At 41.6% G+C, this 26,100-nt stretch carries 13 protein-coding genes and 1 rRNA gene (1 of these 14 only partly in view); 6 read left to right on the plus strand and 8 right to left on the minus strand.

Annotated features, from left to right (window positions below; all coding sequences use genetic code 11):
• The first annotated feature begins 46 nt into the window (after positions 1 to 46).
• From L6494_RS15415 to L6494_RS15430, 4 genes are all read left to right on the plus strand, one after another.
• Entirely contained in the window at positions 47 to 412 is a 366-nt protein-coding gene (locus tag L6494_RS15415; RefSeq protein ID WP_015139860.1) for a response regulator transcription factor, read from the plus strand.
• Positions 413 to 425: 13 nt separating this feature from the next.
• On the plus strand, positions 426 to 956 hold the full coding sequence (locus tag L6494_RS15420; RefSeq protein WP_237988594.1) for a chemotaxis protein CheW: 531 nt from the start codon (positions 426 to 428) through the stop codon (positions 954 to 956).
• 16 nt (positions 957 to 972) lie between these two features.
• Complete coding sequence (locus L6494_RS15425) at positions 973 to 3,885, plus strand: methyl-accepting chemotaxis protein (RefSeq protein WP_237988595.1); 2,913 nt, start codon at positions 973 to 975, stop codon at positions 3,883 to 3,885.
• A gap of 104 nt (positions 3,886 to 3,989) precedes the next feature.
• Complete coding sequence (locus L6494_RS15430) at positions 3,990 to 10,022, plus strand: response regulator (protein WP_237988596.1); 6,033 nt, start codon at positions 3,990 to 3,992, stop codon at positions 10,020 to 10,022.
• A gap of 268 nt (positions 10,023 to 10,290) precedes the next feature.
• Here L6494_RS15430 and L6494_RS15435 read toward each other — a convergent pair whose 3' ends face one another.
• The gene (locus tag L6494_RS15435; RefSeq protein ID WP_237988597.1) at positions 10,291 to 13,302 is read right to left on the minus strand and encodes a zinc-dependent metalloprotease; all 3,012 of its coding nucleotides are present in this window, start codon (positions 13,300 to 13,302) and stop codon (positions 10,291 to 10,293) included.
• 476 nt (positions 13,303 to 13,778) lie between these two features.
• Between L6494_RS15435 and L6494_RS15440 the strand changes: the two genes are divergently transcribed.
• Positions 13,779 to 15,491 carry a pentapeptide repeat-containing protein gene (locus tag L6494_RS15440; RefSeq protein ID WP_237988598.1) on the plus strand — a complete coding sequence of 571 codons (1,713 nt, stop codon included), beginning with the start codon at positions 13,779 to 13,781 and terminating at the stop codon, positions 15,489 to 15,491.
• A gap of 122 nt (positions 15,492 to 15,613) precedes the next feature.
• Positions 15,614 to 16,951: a serine/threonine-protein kinase gene (locus L6494_RS15445; protein ID WP_237988599.1), complete on the plus strand. Its 1,338-nt coding sequence runs from the start codon at positions 15,614 to 15,616 to the stop codon at positions 16,949 to 16,951.
• Between the two features lie 228 nt (positions 16,952 to 17,179).
• Here L6494_RS15445 and L6494_RS15450 read toward each other — a convergent pair whose 3' ends face one another.
• The 7 genes from L6494_RS15450 to rrf all read right to left on the minus strand — a co-directional run.
• Positions 17,180 to 18,184, minus strand: coding sequence for an aspartate carbamoyltransferase catalytic subunit (locus L6494_RS15450; RefSeq protein WP_237996035.1), 1,005 nt, complete (start codon positions 18,182 to 18,184; stop codon positions 17,180 to 17,182).
• Positions 18,185 to 18,333: 149 nt separating this feature from the next.
• Positions 18,334 to 19,686, minus strand: a complete 1,353-nt coding sequence (gene mgtE / locus L6494_RS15455; RefSeq protein ID WP_237988600.1) for a magnesium transporter — start codon at positions 19,684 to 19,686, stop codon at positions 18,334 to 18,336.
• 387 nt (positions 19,687 to 20,073) lie between these two features.
• On the minus strand, positions 20,074 to 22,554 hold the full coding sequence (gene recG, locus L6494_RS15460) for an ATP-dependent DNA helicase RecG (RefSeq protein ID WP_237988601.1): 2,481 nt from the start codon (positions 22,552 to 22,554) through the stop codon (positions 20,074 to 20,076).
• Between the two features lie 56 nt (positions 22,555 to 22,610).
• Positions 22,611 to 23,501, minus strand: a complete 891-nt coding sequence (locus L6494_RS15465) for a hypothetical protein (RefSeq protein ID WP_237988602.1) — start codon at positions 23,499 to 23,501, stop codon at positions 22,611 to 22,613.
• 282 nt (positions 23,502 to 23,783) lie between these two features.
• Entirely contained in the window at positions 23,784 to 24,725 is a 942-nt protein-coding gene (gene tsf, locus L6494_RS15470; protein ID WP_237988603.1) for a translation elongation factor Ts, read from the minus strand.
• A 233-nt stretch (positions 24,726 to 24,958) separates the two neighbouring features.
• Positions 24,959 to 25,750 carry a 30S ribosomal protein S2 gene (rpsB, locus tag L6494_RS15475; RefSeq protein WP_237988604.1) on the minus strand — a complete coding sequence of 264 codons (792 nt, stop codon included), beginning with the start codon at positions 25,748 to 25,750 and terminating at the stop codon, positions 24,959 to 24,961.
• 250 nt (positions 25,751 to 26,000) lie between these two features.
• Positions 26,001 to 26,100 (minus strand): 5S ribosomal RNA (gene rrf, locus L6494_RS15480); it runs 18 nt beyond the window's last position.

Raw genomic sequence — 26,100 nt, forward strand, 5'->3', positions numbered from 1 at the left:
AATGTTCCAGAAAGGAACGTCTACACCAGGAGGTAGATAGCCATTTATGAGTACAGTTCTGATTGTGGAAGATAGTCTTGCCCAGAGAGAGATGATTACAGACCTCCTGAAAGCCAGTGGTTTAACAGTCACCCATGCCACTGACGGACTAGAAGCATTGGAGGCAATTCAAACTGAACCCCCTGACCTGGTGGTTTTGGATATTGTCATGCCCCGAATGAATGGCTACGAAGTTTGCCGTCGATTAAAGTCCGACCCCAAAACCCAAAATGTTCCCGTGGTGATGTGTTCTTCTAAAGGTGAAGAATTTGACCGCTACTGGGGCATGAAACAAGGGGCGGATGCTTACATAGCTAAACCGTTTCAACCGACCGAGTTGGTGGGAACAGTCAAACAACTGCTGCGAGGATAAGGATGAAAACAACATGGTTAGCAAACCGGACTTTTTAAATGGTGGTGGTCAAGATCACTTTCGTCCTGAATTACAAGTAGAAAGTCCTGAAGGTGAGTTACATTTGCGGTTTTACATTCCTTCGCATCAGGAGTTTGCACTACCCGCAACTGGTATCCGAGAAGTTATGGAACTAAGTCCTGACAGAATCACCCCGATTCCTAATGCTTCTCCTTTACTTTTGGGTACTCTAAATCTACGAGGTCGAGTAATTTGGGTAGCTGATTTAGGTCAGTTTTTAGGGGAAGCAACTCCGTTAAACACAGACAAAGCAGAGATTCCGGTAATTGCAGTGCAAGAACAAGACACAATCGTCGGTTTAGCCGTAGAAGCAATTGGTGGTATGGATTGGCTAGATGTACAAAATCTCATGCCACCTACCAACATACCGGATACCATGACTCCCTTTTTGCGTGGAGAGTGGTTATTAGAACCTAAAAATAATAAGTGTCTAAGACTACTTGATCAAATGGCAATTTTGCGGAGTGCGCGCTGGGCAGGATGAAATTGGGAGGGAGGAAATGGCAGCAAGTATAGAAGATTACCTCGAAACATATCAACAGGCTTATACAGCCTACGCGCAACAAAATTATGAAGTTGCCGCTACTTTAGTTGATAAGGTGGTGCAAAATGTCCCAGATGACCCTAATTGCCATTTACTGCGGGGTCACATCTACTATGTTTTGCAACAATACGATATAGCCGAAGTAGAGTATCAAAAAGTTTTGCAATTGACTGATGACTTAGAACTTATTAGTGCAGCGCACAAGAGTTTAGAAAATATCAGCCAATATCAAAAACTAATAGCAGAGCAAGTTGAGCATCAAGAACCAATCGCTCTGACAACCACATCGGATTTACTAGAGGTTGAGACATCAGAATTAGAAGATTTAGGAACAATAGATAACTTTGATATCAATAGCTTTAATTTGAATGACTTGGAAACTGACCAAGCACTGATGAATCCAGCAGAAATTTCGGTGGATAATCCATTTGAAATTCCCACAGATAGCTTTCCATTGCAACCAACATCAGAATCTATACTACTTTTGAGTGATGATCCTTTTGCTCTGAATGAACAATCAAGTGAGCAAGGATTAGATACTACTACTAAAGAAGATTCTAGAGAATTAGATTTACCTGTTTTCTGGGAAGAAGATTCCTCAGAAGATAGCTTTGAACAGTTACAAGTTGAGCCTAATTTTTTAGATATTAGTACAGATTACCCAATTGAGAATCAAAATATTATCGATTCACAATTTGGGAAATTTGATACCCCAACAAACCTCAATGGACAATATACAGCTGCTGAATTTCTCGAAAATGAAGAGGCTGAAACACCCAATTCTTTAGATTTTGAATTGAGCAGTAAGAGCCAATTAATTGAGGACTTATCCTTAGAGCAGGAGGAAATAAAGAATAGCCTCATATCAACAGAGAATTTTCTCAGTGGCGATGAAAATTATACCTCTGAAGCTGAACCGAGTAACTATTTACAAACAATAGCAGACCCAGAGGAATTATTAGAGACTCCCCCCGAAGTAAATGGCAATTTTGCTTTAGCAGAACAGCCATATCCAGAGGTAGTCAAACAAGAAATTCAGAGCTTTGATGTCGATGAAAATTTTGATTTTGAAGCATTTGAATCAGCTTTTGGTTCAGAAAGTATGATGGATGATGAGGATACAAACAGCATTCTCAATAAAGACAATTCCAAGAGTAATATAGAATTTTTAGACGACTTTGATGAGTTTGACGATTTAGGAAATATTCCTGGGTTTGACTTATCAGATGCAGATTCTAGCTTTAGTGATGTGATGCTTTCCAGTTCTACAGAAATTGGTAGCATTCCCCAGCATAAAGTTCCAGAACCTACAAACAATGCTAGTAGCGACGATCGCGATGAAGAACTATTTAGCATGACTGGTTCTCAAGAGTCAGTACCAATCTTTACCCAAACAGATGTCGCTAAAGTAGAACCTCAAGTCAGCGTCGAACAGGGTTGGTTAGCCCCATTAGAAAACGCTAATCTAGACACCAAACCTTGGTTAGTAGCTGGAACTGTGGGTATTTTCTCGGCTTTGGTAGTGGCAACAGTCAGCTTTACATCCACCAGCTTTTCTCCACCCCAGCAACGGGAAACAGTGCGGAATACTGGTTGGGCAATGTCACTAGCAGCCGGGATAACAGGTTTTGCTACGGCTGCTTTTATGGGTAGTCTCACCCTCAAACAAATTCGCCGCACTACCAAGGATTTACAAGCACAATTTGATGCTGTGCGTCAAGGCAATCTGAATGTGCAAGCTACGGTGTATTCCGAAGATGAACTGGGGCAATTATCAGCTGGTTTTAACGAAATGGCGCGGGTAATTTTTACTACTACCCATGAAGCCCAACGCAAAGCTGATGAACAAGAAGAAGCTAAAGAAAATCTACAACGCCAAGTAATTCGCCTCTTGGACGATGTGGAAGGGGCAGCCAGAGGAGATTTAACAGTACAGGCGGAAGTCACAGCCGACGTATTGGGAGCAGTTGCTGATGCCTTTAACCTGACAATCCAAAACCTGCGGGATATCGTACAACAGGTGACAGTCGCGGCTAAAGAAGTGACAAAAGGTGCAACCAACTCCGAAACCTTTGCTACAGCACTGTCTAGCGATGCCTTGCGCCAAGCAGAAGAATTAGCTGTCACCTTAAATTCTGTGCAGGTGATGACTGACTCAATTCAACGGGTAGCAGAAGCAGCAAGGGAAGCAGAAGCTGTGGCTCGTGATGCTAGTGCGATCGCTCTCAAAGGTGGTGAAGCAGTAGAAAACACCGTGGCAGGGATTTTGGAAATTCGGGAAACCGTCGCCGAAACTACCCGCAAGGTGAAACGACTAGCGGAATCTTCCCAAGAAATTTCTAAGATTGTGGCTTTAATTTCTCAGATTGCCTCCCGTACTAACTTACTGGCACTCAACGCCAGTATTGAAGCGGCAAGGGCAGGGGAAGCTGGGCGCGGGTTTGCGATCGTGGCAGATGAAGTCCGACAGTTGGCGGATAAATCAGCCAAGTCCTTAAAAGAAATTGAGCAAATCGTCATGCAAATCCAAAGCGAAACCGGCTCAGTTATGACCGCAATGGAAGAAGGGACACAACAGGTAATTAAAGGCACAAAACTGGCAGAAGAAGCCAAGCGATCGCTAGAAAATATCATTCAAGTGGCAAATCGCATTGATAGCCTGGTGCGCTCAATTACCAGCGATACCGTAGAACAGACGGAAACCTCCCGCGCCGTCGCCCACGTAATGCAATCTGTAGAACTCACAGCTCAAGAAACATCCCAAGAAGCACAACGAGTTTCCGGCGCACTGCAAAACTTAGTCGGTGTATCCCGCGACTTGATTGCTTCTGTAGAACGTTTCCGCGTGGAAACTATGGAAACAAGGTAATTAGTCAATAGTCCCAAGTTCCAAGTCCAAAGTTTACATAATTGGCTATTGACTAATGACTGATGACTGATAACTCATGACTATTGACTATTGACTAAAAAACTATGCTGCCGGAACAACAACAGAGGATATTAGGTTACTTTATTGAAGAAGCTAGAGACCACCTCAACACTATTGAGCAAGGGTTACTCAATCTTCAAAGTACCTTGAACGACCCGGAAATGATTAACGAAGTTTTCCGGGCGGCTCACTCCATTAAAGGTGGTGCGGCAATGCTGGGATTGAATAGCATTCAGCATACCTCCCATCGTCTGGAAGATTGTTTCAAAGTTCTCAAAGAGAATCCGATTCAGGTTGACCAAAAACTAGAGTCATTATTTCTGGGTGTTTCTGACACCCTCAAGGCACTTTTAGAGCAGTTAAGCGGGCCTTTTGGTTTATCAGAAGAAACTGCTAATACCTTGATGTCAGAGACAGAGCCTGTCTTTCAATGGCTGAATCAGCATTTGGAATTACTAGTACAACAAAGTGGTACTGGAATAGTAGAGACATCTACTTTCGTTCAACCAACGGCAATAGAAAGTGTAGCTACACTCACAGAAATATTTTTCCGGCAGGATTTACCGACAACAACAGACAACACCGCCATACCTCAAGAAGCACCTACACCAGTTACGACAACAACAAACGATTATTGGGGTGAATTTCAAGCCCAGGTGCTACAAATACTGCGGGAAATGTTGCAACTGTTTAAACAAAAAGCAACACCAGAATCTCGCCAAAATCTTCAGCAATGCTGTCACCAGTTAGTTAAACTAGGTCAAAACTGGAATTTACCTAATTGGTGTACTTTGTCTAAAGCCGCAGCCACCGCTATTGGTAATTCTGAAAATAGCTATCTCACCTTAGCTAAGATTGTCATCACTGAAATTAAAAAAGCTCAAGAGTTAGTGCTGCAAGGTAGAGAACTTGAGATTACAATTAGTCAGCAATTAGAATCTCTTTGGGGTTTTCCCGAAACTGCATTACTAGAAGTAGCTCAAGGTTTATTGGGCGATGTACCTTCTACGGTGACACAATCATTAACTACACCAGCACCTAGCGTATCTCAACAAAAAATTCATGAAGTAGTAGTGTCTGCAAAAACCGAAGAATTGCCAAAAGATAGCATAACTAGTCTAACTGAAGTATCTGAGCAACTTGATCTCCAGGTAGATACTCAAGTAACTTCAGAAAGCACTGCTGCCGAAAATGACATTAACACTAATCTTTTCTGGGAAAGTCAAGAGCGTCCATTTGTTCATGCTGCAAAAATAGACAATCATGGCCCAGAGGTAGGATTAGCTGAGTTAAATAGCTTGGCTGATTTATTTGAAGGTGAGACACAAGAACTAGATGATACTTGGCAGCATGAGGAAATTATAGAAAAAAATGGAGATTCTAGTGAATTAGAAGTAGAAATTAACGAAACTATTATTCAAGAAATTGATAACGATTTAGCTGATTTCCTCTCACTTGATGGCGATGCTCATCAGTTTGGAACTAGTACAGATAAAATAGAAAATTTAGGGTTGTTATTTGGTGATATCCTAACGGAGCAAGAAAAATCGCCACAAAACTTTAATAATACTGGTGAAATAATTCCAGAAAATATACATACTACTGAGATACAGGAAGATCCTGAAATTTTAGAAGAGTTTTTGAATATAACAAATAGTGATATAAATCAACTAGAAAATGAAACTATTACTAGTATTGAGGAAAGCACTAACTCATCAAATAGTTTCGATGATTTATTCCTAGAGCAAGATTTAAATACAAACACATTAGAGGAAGTTAAACTTCATCATCAACCTGTAAACAATCTGAACACACCATTAGAAAGTGTAAGTTTAGATAATATATTTGAGGATTTAGAAGAGAATACTGAAATATCTACAGATGAACTAGAAACTAGCAATATCTTGGATGAGCAGCCTATCAGAGTCTGGGAATTTGCTGCTAATGCAGAAGATTTGGGTAGCTTATGGAATCAAGAAATTTCAATAGAACCAGAGCAATTATTAGCATCTGTTGTTGAAAATGAGATAGGACAGGAGTTAGAAGATAGTTTATTGGCTGTGGCGGAGTCTGGTGAAATTTTCCGTGATAGTGAAGAATCTATGACCTCTGGGTTAGAGAATTTTGATGTAGAAGATTTGAATACAACTTTTCTCCAGCCAGAAGAGGATTTGGATTTAATATTAGAATCAAATACTGATGAGAATTTGTTTGCAGAGTTAGCAAGTACAGACTCCATCATTACTCCTGATCTAGGCGATCGCAGAATTTATGCTACAGAATCCCCAGAATTTTCACAAGCACCAGAAGCTTTAGATTTTATACCGGAATTTACCAATCAGTTACCAGAAACATCCTCTGTAAATTCTCAACTATCATTCGCAGAATTGGCAGTTGGTTTATTTAATGAAAGCGATGATAATGATCCTATTGAATCATTGGAAGGTATAGATAATATAGATGATAATTTCTTTACTGCAACTAGTAATTTGAATTTACAGCAGAATGCAGAAGTTTCAAATGATATTTCTATGGGATTAGAAAGCGATATTGAGCTTTCAGATATTGATGAAAATAGTGAATTTGATTTAGATGCTAATTTACGAGCAATAACAAATGAATTACCAACAAATAATTTAGAAGAATGGGCTATACCTATTAGTCAATTAACAGATATTGTCATTGAAGATATCACTATTAATGATAGTCAATTAAGTAGTGATGAACTTTTAGATACAGCAGGTGAGGAAAATAGCGAATTAGACTTTGGTGAATATATACTGGCGACAACTCATAGTGAGTTGTCACAGACGACAATTCAAGACTTTACAGAAAATATCAGTTTTGACCTGGGTAATACAGTCGGTGAGGAAACTAGCAACTTAGATTTTGCTGAGTTGTCACAGACGACAATTCCAGACTTTACGGAAAATATCAGTTTTGACCTGGGTAATACAGTCGGTGAGGAAACTAGCAACTTAGATTTTGCTGAGTTGTCACAGACGACAATTCCAGACTTTACGGAAAATATCAGTTTTGACCTGGGTAATACAGTCGGTGAGGAAACTAGCAACTTAGATTTTGCTGAGTTGTCACAGACGACAATTCCAGACTTGACCGAAACTATTGGTCTTGACCTGGGTAATACAGTCGGTGAGGAAACTAGCAACTTAGATTTTGCTGAGTTGTCACAGACGACAATTCAAGACTTTACAGAAAATATCAGTTTTGACCTGGATAATACAGTCGGTGAGGAAACTAGCGACTTAGATTTTGCTGAGTTGTCACAGACGACAATTCAAGACTTGACCGAAACTATTGGTCTTGACCTGGGTAATACAGTCGGTGAGGAAACTAGCAACTTAGATTTTGCTGAGTTGTCACAGACGACAATTCAAGACTTTACAGAAAATATCAGTTTTGACCTGGATAATACAGTCGGTGAGGAAACTAGCGACTTAGATTTTGCTGAGTTGTCACAGACGACAATTCAAGACTTGACAGAAACTATTGGTCTTGACCTGGATAATACAGTCGGTGAGGAAACTAGCAACTTAGATTTTGCTGAGTTGTCACAGACGACAATTCAAGACTTGACCGAAACTATTGGTCTTGACCTTGGTCATACAGTTGATGAGGAAACTAGCGACTTAGATTTTGCTGAGTTAGATATAGAGCCTAGCAGCGAGTTAAAGGATGAAAATCCAGATGCTAGTTCTGAATTAATACTCAATGCAATTACACCAGATATTGAAGAGACAAATACCGTTGCATTACCACTAGAAACAGACACCAGTATCCTAGATGAGTTTGCTGATTTAGACGCATTACTAGAAGTAGAATTATCACCAAATAATGATGTTAGTTCTATACAAGAAGATGATTTTGCAGATTTAGAGGCGTTGCTGGGTGAAGACAATACTTCAACAACACCAAACGAGCAGCAAAATGCAGCAATTCCACCTGCTACACCAAAATTTATTCCACCTACTACTAGCAACCAAGTTTCATCACCAGTAGTAAAAGATGAGTTTAGCGATCTGGAAAAATTGTTAGCAGAAGCAGATCAAACTATATCTCAGTCAACACCAGTCAAACAAACTACAGGAAAACTGCAACGTTCTTCTACTCGTCGTCAGGCGAAATTTGAAGAAACGATGAAAGTTCCAGTTAAGCAACTGGACGATATGAGTAATTTGGTGGGTGAATTGGTAGTCAATCGCAACACCTTAGAGCAGGATCACGAAAGGTTGCGACAGTCCCTAGATAATTTGCTGGTTCAAGTGCAGCAGCTCTCAGATGTGGGAGCGAGAATGCAGGAATTGTATGAGCGATCGCTATTGGAAGCGTCTTTGTTAGCTAGTCGCAAAACTAGGGAAATTCCCCTCATCATTCATGATCCCAATGCTGATCGGGGTCTTAGCGCATTAGAAATGGATCGCTTTACTCCCTTCCATACACTCTCTCAAGAAATGATTGAATTAATTGTCAGAGTGCGTGAGTCGGCTAGTGACATTGATTTTGTGACAGAAGAAACCGAACGAGTAGCACGACAGTTCCGTCAGGTAACAACTCAGTTACAAGAAGGACTGACACGCGCTCGCATGGTTCCTTTCTCCCAAACAATTGATCGCTTGCGGCGCGGCGTGCGGGACAATGCCATTAAATGTGGTAAACAAGTTGAGTTGATGATTGAAGGTGGTGATACCTTGATTGACAAGATGATTTTGGATCATCTCACCGACCCGTTAACGCATATGCTCAACAATGCGATCGCTCACGGGATTGAAACCCCAGATATTAGACAAGCATCTGGTAAACCACCAGTGGGAATTATTACCATCCGTGCGTTCCACCAAGGTAATCAAACGGTGATTTCCGTGGGTGATGATGGAGCTGGTATTGATACAAACAAGATTAAAACCTTAGCAGTTAAACGGGGTATGATTACACCAGAGCAGGCAAAAAATATTTCCCGCCTGGAAATCTATGACCTATTATTCCACGCTGGGTTTAGTACCAAAGATGAAGCCGATGAAATTTCTGGTCGTGGTGTCGGGATGGATGTGGTGCGATCGGAAATTAGCGAGATTCGCGGCATAGTCAATACAGATTCTACTCTAACTAAGGGAACAACCTTTACAATTCGTTTGCCACTTACCCTAAGTATTTGTAAGGCTCTATGTTGTGTCTCCGATAAAGCTAAGATTGCCTTCCCGATGGACGGTGTGGAAGATACCCTAGATATCCCCAGCAAAAATATCCAAAAAAATGCCGATGGACAATCATTTATTTACTGGCGTGATACCATCCTCCCATTCCGTCCCCTCAAGGAATTATTAACCTTCAATCGTCAACTCAGTCGCGGTAGTGTTTACGGCGGTAACAGAGATGATGATATGATTTCCGTTGTTGTAGTGCGATCGGGAAATACCCTGCTGGCTCTCCAGATTGACCTAGTATTGAGTGAGCAGGAAATTGTCATCAAGCAATTTGAAAGTCCAGCACCAAAACCCATTGGTGTGGCTGGTGCTACAGTCTTGGGTGATGGTCGCATCATGCCTATTGCTGATGTATTAGAATTAATCGACATCTTCCAAGGACGGATGTCCAAACAAAGTGGCAATACTCTCTGGCCACAAGCAGGTTCTCCCAGTCTGCCAGAACCTCTACCTGAGAAGATTGATCCGACTGTACTTATTGTTGATGACTCAATTACAGTCCGAGAATTACTATCTCTGACCTTTAATAAAGCTGGTTATCGAGTGGAACAGGCGCGAGATGGTCAGGAAGCTTGGGACAAACTCCGTTCCGGGTTGCCTTGTGATATTGTCTTTTGTGATATTGAAATGCCTCGTTGCGACGGTCTGGAGTTGTTATCACGCATTCAAAAAGACTCGAATCTCAACCACCTACCTATTGCGATGCTCACCTCACGGGGTGCAGATAAGCACAGACAAATGGCGATTCAGCTAGGTGCTAGCGGCTACTTTACTAAACCCTACTTAGAAGAAGCTTTACTAGAAGCAGCCGTGCGGATGTTGAAAGGGGAGAAATTGGTAAATAGTGTTGGTTAATTAACGTTTTTGACCTCTCCCCCAACCCCTCTTCGACGCAGGGCTGTTTCATTCCCTAAAGAGCGATAAATATCAAGGGTTCTAGCGATTTAAAATTGATTATTTTGTTACCAGAGTGCCAAGAAAATGAACAATTTTACTGTTGTTTAAGTGCTTAAAAATTCATCTTCTCGTCACCCTCACTTACAATTTTCTCGCTAACCATCTTGACAAATTGTGTTTGAAATGGAATGAAACAGCCCTGCTCTTCGACGCGGAGAGGGGTTAATTAATTGCTTTGCAGTGGGGCATTTAAGGCTTTTTCGATGCGATCGCGTGTTTCGAGTAAATGGGCTTTGGTATATTCGTCATTAGTATTCATTTGGGGTAATTTTTCATTTAATTGCTTAAGCTTATACCAAGCGAGGGAACGGGCATCTTCTGGGACATGTTCTCGACGTAATACCATCCCAATCAAAATGTCGATATACTCCCTTTGTAAACCCCGGCGAAAACTGGTGATTTTTAGCTTTCCACCCTTTGGTTGTAGTACCTCTGTCCAAATGCCAGTCTGCAAAGTATCAAATAATTCTGGTAAAGGCAGTGCTTTATCTGGTGGACTTTTAACTTCGATATCCTTCAGTAGTGAGAGACGACTACCTGAGAGTAAGTCCCTTAATACGGCACTTTGCAATAGTAATGTTAAATCATGGATGGGATAATCTAAACGCCCAACTTGGGGATAGCTGCCCCAATGTCGCCACCGGGAAGGTGCTAATTTATTCAGTAAATCTGGGGGAAAATTTAAAGCATTTTCAGCAAAGACATAATTTTGCAGGGTTTTTAAAGCTTCCCTTTGTTTTTCTAGTGGTACTTGTGTAAATGGTAATCTTACTGCTTGATTTTCCAGGGTGCTAGATGATATTTCTCTGCCCTGCATTCGATAAAAAGATTGTCCACCAATGTATTTTGTAGTGTAGAAAATATTGTCAAAGTAGTTACGGAGAATACTGTTAAAACGGTATCTGACATCGCTGTAGCTATCTCCCGCTAGTGGGTAACGTTTGTTGAGTCTTTCCCACATCACCTGTAAATTATTGAGCTGCCACTGGGAATAAACGAGTACATTATTGCTATAGTCCCAAGCATCAGCAGTGGGGTCAAGATGATATACATCTTCATCGGTGGCGTAACTTAACTCAGGCTTGTAGGATTGGTTGGCGATTTCTTGCAGTATTGACTTTTCAGCAATGGGGGTTTTGGCTTGGGTTGGTGTGTAGCCATACTGAATCGCCCACTGATCATAAAGCCCAACTATGCTAGGGAAATAATCTCCCTGCTTTGTCCCTTGAGGGGCAATATTGGGGGGAATATAGTCCATCACCGAACTTGTCAAACCTTTGGTACGGGTAATTTCTTGATTATTCATTTCTTCTGGTGCTAGGAAGGTGCTACCCCGGAAGTTATGACGTAAACCAAGAGTATGACCGACTTCATGAGCAATAATTAAACGTAAATATTCATGGACGTATTGTTCTACTTGTTCTTGGCTGGGTGGTTTATCTGCCAAGAGTGACATCGCCACAGAACCATAGGCAAATTGATTGGCTGCTTCTATGCCATAGCAAAGATCGTATTTACTTGCTAATAGGGATAATCGACGTAAGAGATCATTTGACTTACTGTTATTGCTGGTGGCTCGATTATTGTTACACAAACGGCGATCGCGAATTAATTCTGATAAGGAAGTGCGGGTTGGGGTTTGATTCGGTTGTACCAGTTGTTCATATTGTCCTCTGAGGAAGCGGACAAAGCTGGCATCGACTAAGATGTCTGCATCCAAAATTTCCCCTGTTAATGGGTTTACACGGGATGGTCCCATTGCAAAATAACCATCGACGGTGTTAATCCAGCGAATTGTATTGTAGCGGATATCAGCCGGGTCCCAAGTGGCATTATCTGGCATTTGTCGGACTTCAATCGCATCCTTAAATCCAGCTTGGAGAAAGGCTTGATTCCACATCAGCACCCCTTCTTTAATAGCATCGCGGTACTTTAACGGTACGGCGTTATCAATCCAGAACACAATCGGCTTTTTGGGGCGAGAGATGGGTGCTTCGGGGTTTTGTTTTTCTAGATGCCAGCGATTAATGTAGCGCACAAAGGTATCATCGCGATCGTCTCTTGATAAATCTTGGTAAGCGGTGATGAAATACCCCACACGTTCGTCAGCTAACCGGGGACGATAGTTATTGTTTGGTAGTTGTGAGAGACTGTAGTGAACTCTGAGGGTAAAAGCACGGTTGTCAGGTAGGGATGTCAAACCTAGCATTTCAATTTCTTTGCTACTACTCCCAAAAAAGTTCAACACCGATTCAATTTCTAAGTTTTGGGGAAAGGCTTTAGCGTTACCAAAATAGGATTGCTCTGTGTTGGGGGCAATGCCTATACTGGAAGCTAATCCTGCCAAGTCTGTTAGTAGTAAGTCACCTAAGTCAATCAGTAAAGTTTTGCGTTGGGGATGAATGCTTTTAATGGCTATGGAGTAGAGAATTGAATCACTAAAAGACCTGGCGCGCGATCGCGCTTGAGGATCTCCTTCACGCGTGCGAAAATTAACGTTACGCACCACAAATTTTAATTGATTATCCAGCTTTTGGAAATAAAACAAAAAATCTTGCAGTGGCATCCCACTATAAATTCCTCTTTCACCAATGCCAGATTCTAGTGTGGTGGTAGCTAGGTAGTTTTTGTTGAGTTGTTCTGGCTTGATTTCTAGATAAATTTTATTTTTTTCTTTATGACGATATAAGGTAAATAAACCCTCTAACTTTTCAGTATCTTTGGTGAGTTCGCTAAATTCTTCTAAATCATCTTTTTTATCAGGCTTAGATGCTGTTTTAGGTTTATTTTCTGATTTATCCGTAGGTTTTCCAGCCTTTAAAAATGGTTGCTGTGGTGATTTTTTAGTATCTTTAACTAGCCAATAAAACAACTGGCTTTTTACCTGTTGCTGCTGATCAATTACCCATATCTGTCCCGGTATTTGTACCTGAGATTGCAGGGGTAATTTGAGAGTATTAGTCACTAATTTTTTGGATATTACCGAATTATTGGTGGTTAAGTTTTTAGGAATAGGGGCAGATATTTGATTATTTTTATATAGATTTTGATATTGTTTTGTTTGGTCTTGTACTTTGTCCGCTATATCGTGCCTAGGCGGTATTAAATTAGCATTAGCTGTTGTGATGGAGAACAACAAACTATGCAACAAAATTACATAAAAGCTCAATCTATTCATTGACTTTATCCCTGATAAATATCATTAATTAATTTTTTCTAATTAAAGTATTTTTACTTATTACCAACAAACGATCAGCTACAAGCAGCCAATCAGTTTATTTTTAATAATCATTTTTAGTCTGGTTGTTTTATTTTGGTGTAGTATTTTTCCTAACAATTGTCTTTGTAGCAAACATTACGCATTATTTTGACATCAGTTTCGTAAAGTTGCCTGTTACAAATATCATATCTTAGCCAAAATCGTTGGAAATGGCTAGTTTTTCCGCAAAAAAAGCCCTAATTATCAAGCGATTTATTTAGTTTTACGTAGAGAAAAATATCTTTTGAGGTGAGATGTTATTGATGGATTGCCAAATTTACTTACTGAGCTTTATTTTATACTGTGTTTCTTAGACATTAGGCAAGCCATATCAAACATAAATTTTTCTAGAAAATCTTGCTATTGAAAAATAATCAGTATTATTGGATACAAATATGTCACAATTACCTCAAGTTTGGAAACTTTTACAAAATTATGTCAAAGGTACGAGATCACAAGATAGACCGATAAAGAAGCATTTGGAATATACAAGATTTTTGCATCTCAGAAAAAACCTGCAAAAACCAGATAGTGTAAATGTTTATCGAGATAATTTACAAAAAGATATTTTTTTGCAACAATTACAAAGAAAATTAGCCGCATGGACAGACTCAGGGAAAGATTGCGAGTTTGATGTCAGCGATCGCCAATTTTATCAAGAAATTTACGACTTACTAGGCAATGGTGCATTGACAGCAGAAATAGTAGAAAAGCTCATGGATTTGCTCATCACTGAAAATCTTTGGCAACCACTACTACTATTTCAGCGTTTGCAAGGTTTTTATGAACGTTGGTGTGGGGGAGAATTTATTGACGCGCCGCCTGATGATAACTTCCCTCAGCAAAAATTGATGGAGATGGTAGCACAGAATCAGGCGATCGGGCTAAGACAAGTAGATATATATACTGGACTAAATGTATTAATTTTACTACTGAAGTTACATCGTTACGCTCAAGCACAAGACGAACTACGGCATCAAATTAACTTTTATCCCTCCAGCCAACCAGACACAGACAGCTTTTTCACCTCCCAACTACTGCGGGTGATTAACTATAGCGATGCCATTGAAATTGGTAACTTTAGTAATATAGTCGGGGAATTTCTCAAAGGTGCTAACTTTAGAGGCGCATATTTAGGTGATGCCAATCTCACAGGAGTTAATTTTAGCGGCGCGAATCTCTCAGGTGCATATTTGGGTGATGCAAACCTGACTGGTGCAAACTTTCAAGATGCTAACCTAGCAGGCGCAAACCTAGGTGATACCAATCTCAGTGGTGCAAACCTCACAGGTGCTAACCTCAGTAATGCAGACCTCAGCAGTGCCAATCTCACAGGGGCAACCCTCATAGGTGCTAACCTAGATCGTACCGACTTAAGCCGTGCCGACCTCAGCAGTTGCCAGATCAACGATGCTGAACTATGCCATGCTAACCTGAGTGGTGCTAACCTCAGAGATGCGGAACTTGCACGCGCCAACCTAGCCAACGCTGTTCTTTTCGGTGCAAATCTCAGCGATGCTAACCTCAAAAACGTTAACCTCAACCACGCCGACCTTTGTCGCGCTGATTTATCTGGTGCTGATTTATCTGATGCTGTTCTGAATGGTACTAACCTCAGTGACACCATTCTATTCAGCACCAACTTGAGTGCAGCCAGCCTCATAGCCGCAGACCTCAGCTATGCCAAACTCAACGGGGCTAAACTTAACGATGCGAAACTCAACGGTGCAATGTTTTTAGGTGCAGACCTCAGTGGTGTTGACCTGAGTCGGGTAGTTCTCCACGATGCTGATTTGAGTGGCGGTCTTCTCAGCGAAGCTGACTTGAGTGGTGCAGACCTGACTGATGCGGTACTCTTGGGTACTGACCTGAGTTTTGCCAATCTCAATAGTGCTAATTTGAGTGGTAGTAATCTCAGTGGTGCAATGCTCAATGGTGCAGATTTAACGGAAGCTAATCTTAGCTATACCATTCTTGACGATACAGACGTAACTGAAGCCAACTTAGAAGCCACACAGTGGGGTGAAAAGCAGCAATGGGAAGGCGTGCGAGGTTTAGAGACAGCCCTGAATGTACCTGTAATGTTAAAGAAACAGTTGGGGAGATAACTGATTAAAAATTATTATCTATAACTACTCATATCTACATAAACATAGATGATCAACTTGTCTCAGGACATTTATTTAACAACTGTGCCAAGATTAACACTGAGTTTATTGGCTGGTGAACAATGACTTGGGCTTCAGGGCAGCATTTGCAAGGTGGTAAGTACACTATTGAACACGAATTAGGCGAAGGTGGCTTTGGTATAACTTATCGAGCCAAAGATAATTATGGACGTTTGGTTGTGATCAAAACTTTGAATGATCAAGTGCAACGCCGTCCAGATTTTGCCAAGTTTCAGCAAGACTTTATTAATGAGGCAATCAAACTAGCTAAATGTAGTCATCCTCATATTGTCCAAATCCATGAGGTTATTAATGAGGATTCCTTGTGGTGCATTGTGATGGAATATATCGATGGGGAAAATTTAGCGAGTCGGGTAGAAAATCAAGGCGTTTTGTCAGAAGCGGAAGCATTGGGTTACATTCAGCAGATTGGTGAAGCGTTAACGGTAGTTCACAACAATGGATTGCTGCATCGAGATGTAAAACCGCAAAATATCATGCTGCGTTCTGGTAAAACAGAAGCGGTGTTAATTGACTTTGGCATTGCACGGGAATTTTCTCATAATTTAACTCAAACCCATACAGGAATGCTATCTGATGGTTTTGCGCCAATTGAGCAATATGACAAAAGAACAAAACGGGGTGCTTACACAGATGTTTATGCCTTGGCAGCAACATTATATTCTATTTTAACGGGTGAAGTTCCTACCATAGCTCCAATCAGAGCTATTAATACATCATTAGAAGAACCAATAAAAATTAATCCAAGTATTAGTAACAGGGTTAATCAAGCGATTCTATATGGAATGCAGATCAAGCCAGAAAACCGACCTCAATCAATAGAAGAATGGTTGCCTTTAATTCAATTGCCACTAAATGCCAATACTAGCTCTTCTCACTTGTTTTTTCTGAGTGATTTGAGTTCACCAGTAGCAATGGAATATCACAGGCTTAACAGACTACTTGCTGCCAGAAATTGGAAAGAGGCTGATCAACAAACTAGAACCCTTATTCTGTGCATAGCTAATCGCAGCACAGAGGGCTGGCTACGAGATAAAGATATTGATACTTTTCCCTACCAAGACCTTCATATCATCAACCAACTTTGGCTTGAATACAGTAATGAACGCTTTGGTTTTACTGTACAAAAGCGTATCTGGGAAAATGTGAATAAAAATGTGGATAGGTTTGGTAATCGTGTTGGATGGCGTGAGAATAAATCATGGATTAAATATAGTAACTACACATTCAATCTCAATGCACCTGAAGGGCATTTACCACAATTTCTAGAAGTATTGGGTTTTGTATGGAAATCAGGTTGGTTCGGTGCATATTGGGACGGAAATTTGAGTAGGCTTTATTCTTTTATATCGAGATTGGAGAAGTGTAAAATAAAGTAGAAACCGGTTTTTATCATAAGTTTTGCCATCATTGATGAAATGAGATTGCATTGCAATTTATAATCGGTAAACAGTGAACACGTTCATTCTAGGCTGATAAAGTTTATTTAGTGCTGAGTAGTGTTGGCGGTAGCGCGGCGTTTAGCCGGTGCTGAGTCCTGAGTAAACAATTCTTTAATTTTGACCCTTCACTTCGTTCGAGGGCAAGATTTTGAATTGATTAGTCCCTCACGTCTTCCCGCTACCCAACAAATACAACAACGCCATCCGCACAGCGACACCACTTGTCACCTGTGACTGAATCAAACTAAATTCTGGGTCATCCATTAAATCAGAACTGATTTCCACACCCCGATTAACAGGCCCCGGATGCAAAACTTTGACATGAGGCTGACACAGTTGCAACTTGGCGCGGGTAATGCCAAATAACTGATGATATTCTCGTAAACTGGGTAATAAATGGGAAGTCATGCGTTCTTTTTGCAAACGCAATGTCATGACAAAATCAGCATTTTCTAAAGCTGGTTCTAACTGCCAATGAATGAATAGTTTACCTGGAGGTACTTCTATTCCTTCTGCATAGATATACTCACTAAAAAATTTAGGTAATAGAGTCGGCGGTGCAGCTAAATGTACTTCCGCACCACTAGCGATTAAACTCCAAATATTGGAACGGGCGACACGAGAATGTAAAATATCTCCTACGATCGCAATTTTTTTATCCTTTAATAGTTCCAGACGGGGATTAGCTGGATCAATTAGACTACAAATTGTAAATAAATCTAGCAATGCTTGGGAAGGATGCTCATGTTGTCCATCGCCAGCATTGAGGACACTAACTTTCACACCTAAACGATCCATTTCATCAGCGATCGCATTTGGTACTCCGGCCTCTTTATGGCGGATCACCATAATATCAGTTCCCATCGCCAAATAGGTTTTCGCTGTGTCGAGAATTGTCTCGCCTTTAGTCATGGAAGAAGTAGCAGCCGAAAAGTTCAGTGTATCTGCACTCAGGCGTTTAGCAGCGATTTCAAAACTGCTGCGAGTCCTGGTAGATGGTTCAAAAAATAAATTCGCTACCACCTGTCCCTGCAAAGTTGGTACTTTCTTCGTTCGCCGTGATAATACCTCCCGAAAACTAGCAGCAGTTTGTAAAACGATATCGTATTCAGCAGGCGTGAAGTCAGCTAAAGACAGGACGTGATGACGATTCCAAGTAGATGTAGGCATGGACTGGGGACTGGGGACTGGGGACTGGGGACTGAGGACTGGGGACTGGGGACTGGGGACTGGGGACTGGGGACTGAAGATGGGTAGAAAAGCTAGAAACAACTTTACCCTTATACCCCTATACCCCTACACCCCTACACCCCTCCTTTCTAAGTTTGTAAATTAAAAACTTTCAAAGCTACAGAAATCATACTGAGGAAAGTTAAAAACCCAATTGTATCAAGCATGGTGGTGACTAAGGGGCCACTCATGAGGGCAGGGTCTAGCTTTAGGCGTTTTAAAGCCATTGGCAGTAGAGTCCCAAGGGTTACAGCTACCATTGTATTAGTTGCCATGACCACTCCAGCAATTAAAGCTACCCATCGCTCTTGGGGTTTAGCCCAAATTAAAGAAAGAGCAAACATCGTTATAGCTAAAACTACTGCTGTACCTAAACCTGCTAAAATCTCCTTACGGAGAATTTTCATAGTATCTTTGGGTGTGACTTCTCCTACCCCCAAACCTCGGATAGTAACTGTGAGTGATTGAATGCCCACAGTGCCACCTGTATTAGAAAATATCGGCATAATTACCGCTAATACTGGCACAGCCGCAATTACAGATTGAAATGGCGCGATCGCACTGGCTGCACCAATATACAAAGCCATAATTCCCAACAACCAAGGCAAACGCTTACGTATAGTCTCTTGGGGAGAAGACAAAGTATCTTCATCACCGCTAACACCTGCCAATCTTTGGAAGTCTTCTGTCGCTTCTTCTTCTAAAACATCGACTACATCATCAATAGTAATAATACCGACTAATCGATCCTCCTTGTCAACCACAGGGATAGCGATTAAGTCATAGCGTTTCATGACTTGAGCGACTTCTTCCTGGGGTGTATCAGTTCTGACCTTAATGACGCGATCGCTAGCAATATCTCCAATCAAAACTTCTGGGAAGGTAAACAACAACTGTCGCAGTGACACAACCCGCCCCAGCTTGCGGTTATCGTCTGTGACGTAAGCATAGTAAATTGTTTCTTTGTCTTCATCTTGACGGCGAATTTTACTGAGGGCTTCACCTACAGTCAAGCCTTCCCGCAACCGCACATATTCTGTAGTCATGATCCGCCCGGCTGTGCCTTCGGGATAACCGAGAATAGTTGCTGTAGCTTGCCGTTGTTCTGGACTCAGCTCTCGTAATAGCCGTTTAATCACTAAAGCAGGCAATTCATCAAATAATTCTGCCCGTTCATCAGGACTCATCGCTTCTACAAGCTGCACCACTTGAGTGTCGTGTAAGGAGTTGATGAGTTCTTCCTGAACCTCTGTTGGTAAATATTCAAATACATCAATTGCTTGATCTTTGTTGAGCAGACGAAAAGCGATCGCACGCTTTTTTTCCGGCAATTGTGCAATATATTCTCCCACATCCACAGGTGGTGACTGATTTAAATCCCATTTCAGCTGGTTTAAATCAGCAATATCCATGAGCGAATTGCGAATATCCTGTGTGAGCATGATACTACCTCCTATAGTCTCCCCCGCGCTGGGAGACTAACTCGCCAACTCAGAGGAGGATGATACTGCCATCTAGTGGACTTTTGTCCATAAAATTTCAAAAATTGAACTCGATATTGAATTAAAGCACCGCTAAACAATAATCCTAACCCGGAATTTGTTTAACCGAATAGGTTTTGATGGAAAATGTGCAAGATTTTCACTTTTCCACACAAGTTCACTATACCGCCATGATTTTTAATTAGCTGTAAATTCTACTATTATCAGCATCTATAGATAAACTTATCTGAGCATAACTGACTACAGAATTTCATTAATTCTCTGCGTACCTTTGCGCTGCCCTCCGCGCCCCTCTGCGTTTAAACTTCCACCTCAATTCTCACCCAATCAAGTTAAAATAGCACCACCCATCAAACGTTCGTAGCGATATTTCAACTCTGCCTTCATTAAAGTCCAACGCTCTAAACTAGCATCTATTTCTATCACTTTCTCAGCAGCTTGCCTTGCTAACAATAAAACTTCCTCATCTTCTACTAAACTAGCCAAAGTAAAATCCGCCACCCCTGATTGGCGAGTCCCTAAAACCTCTCCCGGCCCCCGAAACCGCATATCCATTTCCGAAATAAAAAAGCCATCTTGGGACTGTTCCAAAACTTTTAATCGTTGTTGAGCATCAGGACTTTTGGAACTACTCATTAATAAACAGTAGGATTTAGCAACACCACGTCCAACCCGTCCCCGCAATTGGTGTAATTGTGATAAACCAAAACGCTCCGCATTTTCAATGAGCATTACAGTTGCATTAGGCACATCTACTCCAACTTCCACCACAGTAGTAGAAACTAAAATCTGCGTTTGATTATCACGGAACTTAGTAATGGCTTCGTCCTTCTCAGCCGAACTCATCCGCCCATGCAACAACCCCACCTGGAACTCTGGAAAAATACTTTCTTTCAGCTTTTGGTGTTCTTCCACCGCCGATCGCAAATCTAGTTTCTCTGATTCTTCCACCAAAGGTAATACTACATAAACTTGCCGACCTTGGGCAATTTCCCGGCGTATCAAGTCATAAGCTGAACTGCGTTGCTGACTTGTCAATGCAGTAGTTTGAATTGCTTCTCTTCCCGGCGGTAACTCATCAATTTGGCTGACATCCAAATCCCCATGTACAGTTAACGCCAATGTGCGGGGAATTGGGGTAGCAGTCATAGTTAATACATGGGGTTGTTCGCCTTTTTGTTGTAACAACGCCCGTTGTTTCACCCCAAACCGATGCTGCTCATCAATCACCACTAATCCCAATCGCTGAAAGTTTACGGTGTCTTGAATTAAGGCGTGAGTTCCGACTAGTAAGGGTAATTCACCAGTTACTAGCTGTGAATGAATTTGTCGCCGTTTGACTGTTTTAGTTGAACCTGTAAGTAATTCCACTGGCAAATATAACAGGTTAAACCAACTAACTAACTTACGGTAATGCTGTTCTGCCAAAACTTCTGTCGGGGCCATTAAGGCTGCTTGATAGCCCGATTGAATGGCGGCTAAAATTGCCACTACCGCCACAACAGTTTTACCTGAACCCACATCACCCTGTACTAGCCGATTCATCGGTGTGTTTTTTTGCAGGTCGTTGAGGATATCATTCAGGACTCGTTGCTGTGCGCCAGTCAGTTGAAATGGTAGGACTTCGTAGAATTTCTCGATTAACTGTCCTTTGGGAGCGAGAATAGCACTAGTTTGGATAGCTTTGGCTTGCTGCTGACGTTGTAATAAACCTAGTTGTAGGTAGAAAAATTCATCAAATACCAAGCGACGACGGGCAGTTTTGAGAGTATCGCTATCATCAGGAAAATGGATATTAGCGATCGCATCCTTTAATTCCATCAAACCATACTTTTCCCGCAAACCTTTGGGCAAGGGGTCTTTCAGTTGCGCCGCCGCAGGTAAAACCGCAATTACCGCCTCTCGTACCATATTCGCCATCACTCCCTCAGTGAGAGCATAAATTGGTACTACCCGCCCCATAGTTAAGGATTCAATGCTATCTCCTGGATTTGCCAACACTTCCAACTCAGGGTTATCCAGAGTCAAGCCATATTTACTACCTTTAACTAACCCACAAGCCGCCACCACACTCCCCACTGGGTAGCGTCGTTTTAAAGTTTCTTGCCAAGCACGACTAGTAAAACGCGCCCCCGCCCAAAAACGGCCTACTTTAATTTGACCCGTATTATCTTTGAGGACTAATTCTAAAATCAATAATTTTTGATTTTTGGGGCTAGTAAAGCAGTTGCAACGTTTGACTGTAGCCACAATTGTCACCGTTTCACCCCCCTGTAACTCCCGAATATTCACCTGACGGGCATAGTCAATATGGTCACGGGGGTAGTAAAACAGTAAATCGCGCACAGTATACAAACCCAACGCTGCCAATTTATCGGCTTTACGAATGCCTATTTCTGGTAAATCACTGAGTTTTTGGTCAATTTTAGGAGCTAACCTCCGGCTAACTTCCGCTACAAGCGGCGCAGAATTTGGAACTTTCGCTTTATAACTGCTCCTTTGTTCACCTGCGCCTCCGCTTCCCTGCTCCCCTTCCCCTTTTTGCACTTGGTAAAGATATCGTCGGGTTTCCGCTATTAAATGTTGACGCTCTTTCAGTTGTAGATTGGGATAATTAGCAAACTGCACTGCCAGTTCTTGCCAACGACGGCGTTCAGTTGGTGGTAAACTCGTAGGAAATTTCCCAAATGTGAGGCTGAGAAATTCACTGAAGCGGTACTGTCTACCCACCAAGTCTGTAAAACCGTGTTCGGCTTCTACTGCCAAGGCTTTATGTAAGCGTATCCAATCTGGCTGATCGTTAATCATTTAAAATTCAAAATTTCAAATCTCTTCTCCAGTCCTCAGTCCCCAGTCTCCTCTCATTAATCCTCATACCAACTAGAACGCCATGCAGCTTCGGCTTCCGCAATTGAGCGTTCCCTTTGCTTTCTTTGATACTCCCTTCCTAGTTTATTCAGTTGTACTAAAATGTCACGAATTTGCTTCCGACTAGCAGCAAGTGTTGCATCAGCAAATTCTATTTCTCCTAACCGCAAATTAATAGTCATAATTTGGGTTAAGCTCGATGCTTCTGCATCCTGCTCATCTTCAATTTCAATGACTAAGTTTAAGATGTTAGGCGGCCCTGGCATCATTTCTGCTGAAGCTTCCGAGGCTACTGCTGCTGCTTCTAAAATGGGTTCTGGTAATTTTTGAGGTAAAACTCCAGCTTTTTGTAAGCTCAAATTAGCTTCATGAGAAACTTTTCGTAGTGTCTGTTGCGTTTGGGCTTCTAAATGCTGTTGCCATTTGGCTAATTCTATGGGGTTAGAAATGTCAAAAATATGAGTCTGAGGAGAAACATCATGAGATGGTTCGGCAGATGCGGATGATAGGGTAGATGTTACTTCCTCATTTTCCACATCCTCCACACTATTGGTATCTTCCTCATCTTCAATGTTGTCGGAATCTGTAATTATTTCTACTTCTTCCTCAATCATCAGATGGGTGAGCAATATCTCTGCTGCTTGTTGACCCAAATTGCGGATACTTTGTTGTAATTTTTGTCGCTGATTTAATGACAACTTCAAAAAGTTTTCGGGATACCCTTGGGTACATAGGTGGTAACTTGCCAGAATTAACTGTTTTCGTAGTGCTTGACCCAAGGCTACTAAATAATTAGTATAAGCACTTTGGAGTTCTGTGGCGATCGCTTGAATTGCTTCTTGCAACACCGTAATATCCCGTTCAATTCGCTCAATTGCTCTGGCCATATCTTTAAATCTACTTGAGCCTTAATAGTACAAATGTATGTAATTTTTCGCAAATAATCATCTATATTTTTTATAATTTTAAATAAAATACAGGTCAGGCTATTTGCTTGACCTGTCCATAAAAAGTGATGAGTAATGAGTGTTCAGTTGTGAGTAACGAGTGCTGAGTCACGAGTGATTCTATCATTTCTCAATACTTATGTGCTTGTATTTGATGTCAGCCCTAAGCATTGTAGAAGTCTTTTAACTCACTACTCACTACTCAGCACTCACTACTCAGAACTATTTCGCACCCATTTGAGCAGCAACTTCTTCAGCAAAATTGCTTTCTTGCTTTTCAATGCCTTCGCCTAGGATATAGCGAACAAAGCGACGTGCTGAGATGTCTTCGCCGACTTTAGCCTTCACTTGCTTCATTAAGTCTTCTACAGAAATACTTTGGTCGCGAATGTAAGGTTGGTCTAGCAAAGTCATTTCTTTCAGGCGTTTTTCAATTCGTCCCTGAACGATTTTTTCTCTGATGTTTTCTGGTTTGTTAGCCAAGTCATCCTTACCCATTTCGATGTCTTTTTCTTTGTTGACAAACGCGGCAGGAATTTGGTCTACACTGACATACTCCACATTGGGACAAGCTGCAACTTGCATTGCTGCGTTGCGAGCCAATGCTCGGAATTCTTCATTAGTAGCAGCTGCTTCCGATTGAGAATTCACTTCGAGTAACACACCAACTCGACCACCAGTATGAATGTAGCTATCGACTACTCCTGGTGTATCGGCGATGGCAAAATTCACAAAGCGACGTACCTGAATATTCTCACCTAAATTAGTAACTGTTTGCTTGATAAATTCATCTACGGTAACGCTGTTATTTTCGATGTAAGGTTGAGCTAGCAAAGACTCAACACTATCAGCAGTCGCTGCTTGCTGGGCTAGATTTTTAACTAGAGCTTTAAAAGCATCGTTACGGGCAACAAAATCTGTTTGACAGTTGACTTCGATGAGTACGCCTACTTTGCCATCAGGCTGAACGTAGGTTTCCACCAAACCTTCCGCCGCAATGCGATCGCTTTTTTTACCCGCAGAGGCGATGCCTTTTTTCCGTAGCCAATCTATAGATTGTTCGATGTCGCCATCATTTTCTTTCAGGGCTTTTTTGCAGTCCATCATGCCTGCACCAGTTTTTTGGCGTAGCTCTTGGACGAGTTTTGCAGATATTTCCGCCATGTTGCCTCAATTCCTAACTTGACCTTGAGTTGTAATCGCTCACTAAAACAGTGCTGAGTTAAAAGTGCTGAGTTCACTCATCACTCATTACTCAGCACTCAGCACTATGCAAGAGTTTTAAGTATTTCTATCTTACTCAGGGCTGGGGAAGAAAAACGATGAAATCCAAACTCTTAAAGATGAAGTATGAAGTGTGAGCTTTGTCTGTTTCATGCTTCATCCTCATATTATGCTTATGCTCCCTCTTCTCCGTCGGGAGCAGACTCAGCATAATCACTTTCGTCGTATTCGTAATCTTCCTCGCCGCCTTCGTAGTCTTCGTAGTCTTCTTCTGCATCTAGCTGACCGTGACGACCTTCATAAATTGCGTCTGCCAATTTACCAACGATCAATTTAATTGATCTGATAGCGTCATCATTCGCTGGAATGGGAATATCTACTACATCTGGATCACAATTTGTATCCAGCATCGACACGATGGGGATAGACAGTTTTTGGCATTCTTGAACTGCGTTATATTCCCGACGTTGGTCTACAATTACCACCACATCAGGCACTTTCCGCATTGTTTTGATGCCGCCCAAATATTTTTGTAGCTTTGTCATTTCACGACGCAGCATAGATGCTTCTTTTTTCGGCAATAAATCTAATGCACCGTTTTCTTCCCGACGTTCCAAGTCTTTGAGGCGGTCTACTCTGGTTTTAATGGTTGCCCAGTTGGTGAGCATTCCACCTAACCAGCGTTGATTAATATAGTGAGAACCGCAACGGGCAGCTTCTTGGGCGATAATACCTGCTGCTTGCCGCTTAGTGCCAACAAAGAGAAACTTTTTACCTTGCTCGGCTTGTGATCGCATATAGTTATACGCGTCATCCATCAAATGGGCTGTTTGCACCAAATCGATGATGTGTACACCATTGCGAGATGTGTAGATGTAAGGAGACATCTTAGGATTCCAGCGTCGGGTCTGATGCCCAAAGTGAACTCCTGACTCCATCATTTGAGCCAATGAAACTACTGGCATATATTTTCTTACTCCTATTCGGGTTAAACCTCCACCCAGGTGTATTTCCCAATTTGGAAACACCCGAATTCCTGGATGTGCGGAATTTTAGACAACCCCCCTAGGGTAGCACATTTATGCTAATGGTGAACCCCAGAGGGATTATTGCAAATATGACCTTTATAAATTCAAGTATAAATTCAAGATAAAATAAATAAAAAAACGTCCTAGCAATAATTATTGCTAGGACGTTTTTTTATTTAAAAATAGAACCTGGCACTGAGCGATTGTGGCGGGAGGCAACCCTCCAACTATCGTAGCCGCAGCAATGTTTCACCTCTGAGTTCGGGATGGGGTCAGTGTGGTGCCAT

Source organism: Nostoc sp. UHCC 0870, assembly GCF_022063185.1.
Lineage (GTDB): Bacteria > Cyanobacteriota > Cyanobacteriia > Cyanobacteriales > Nostocaceae > Trichormus.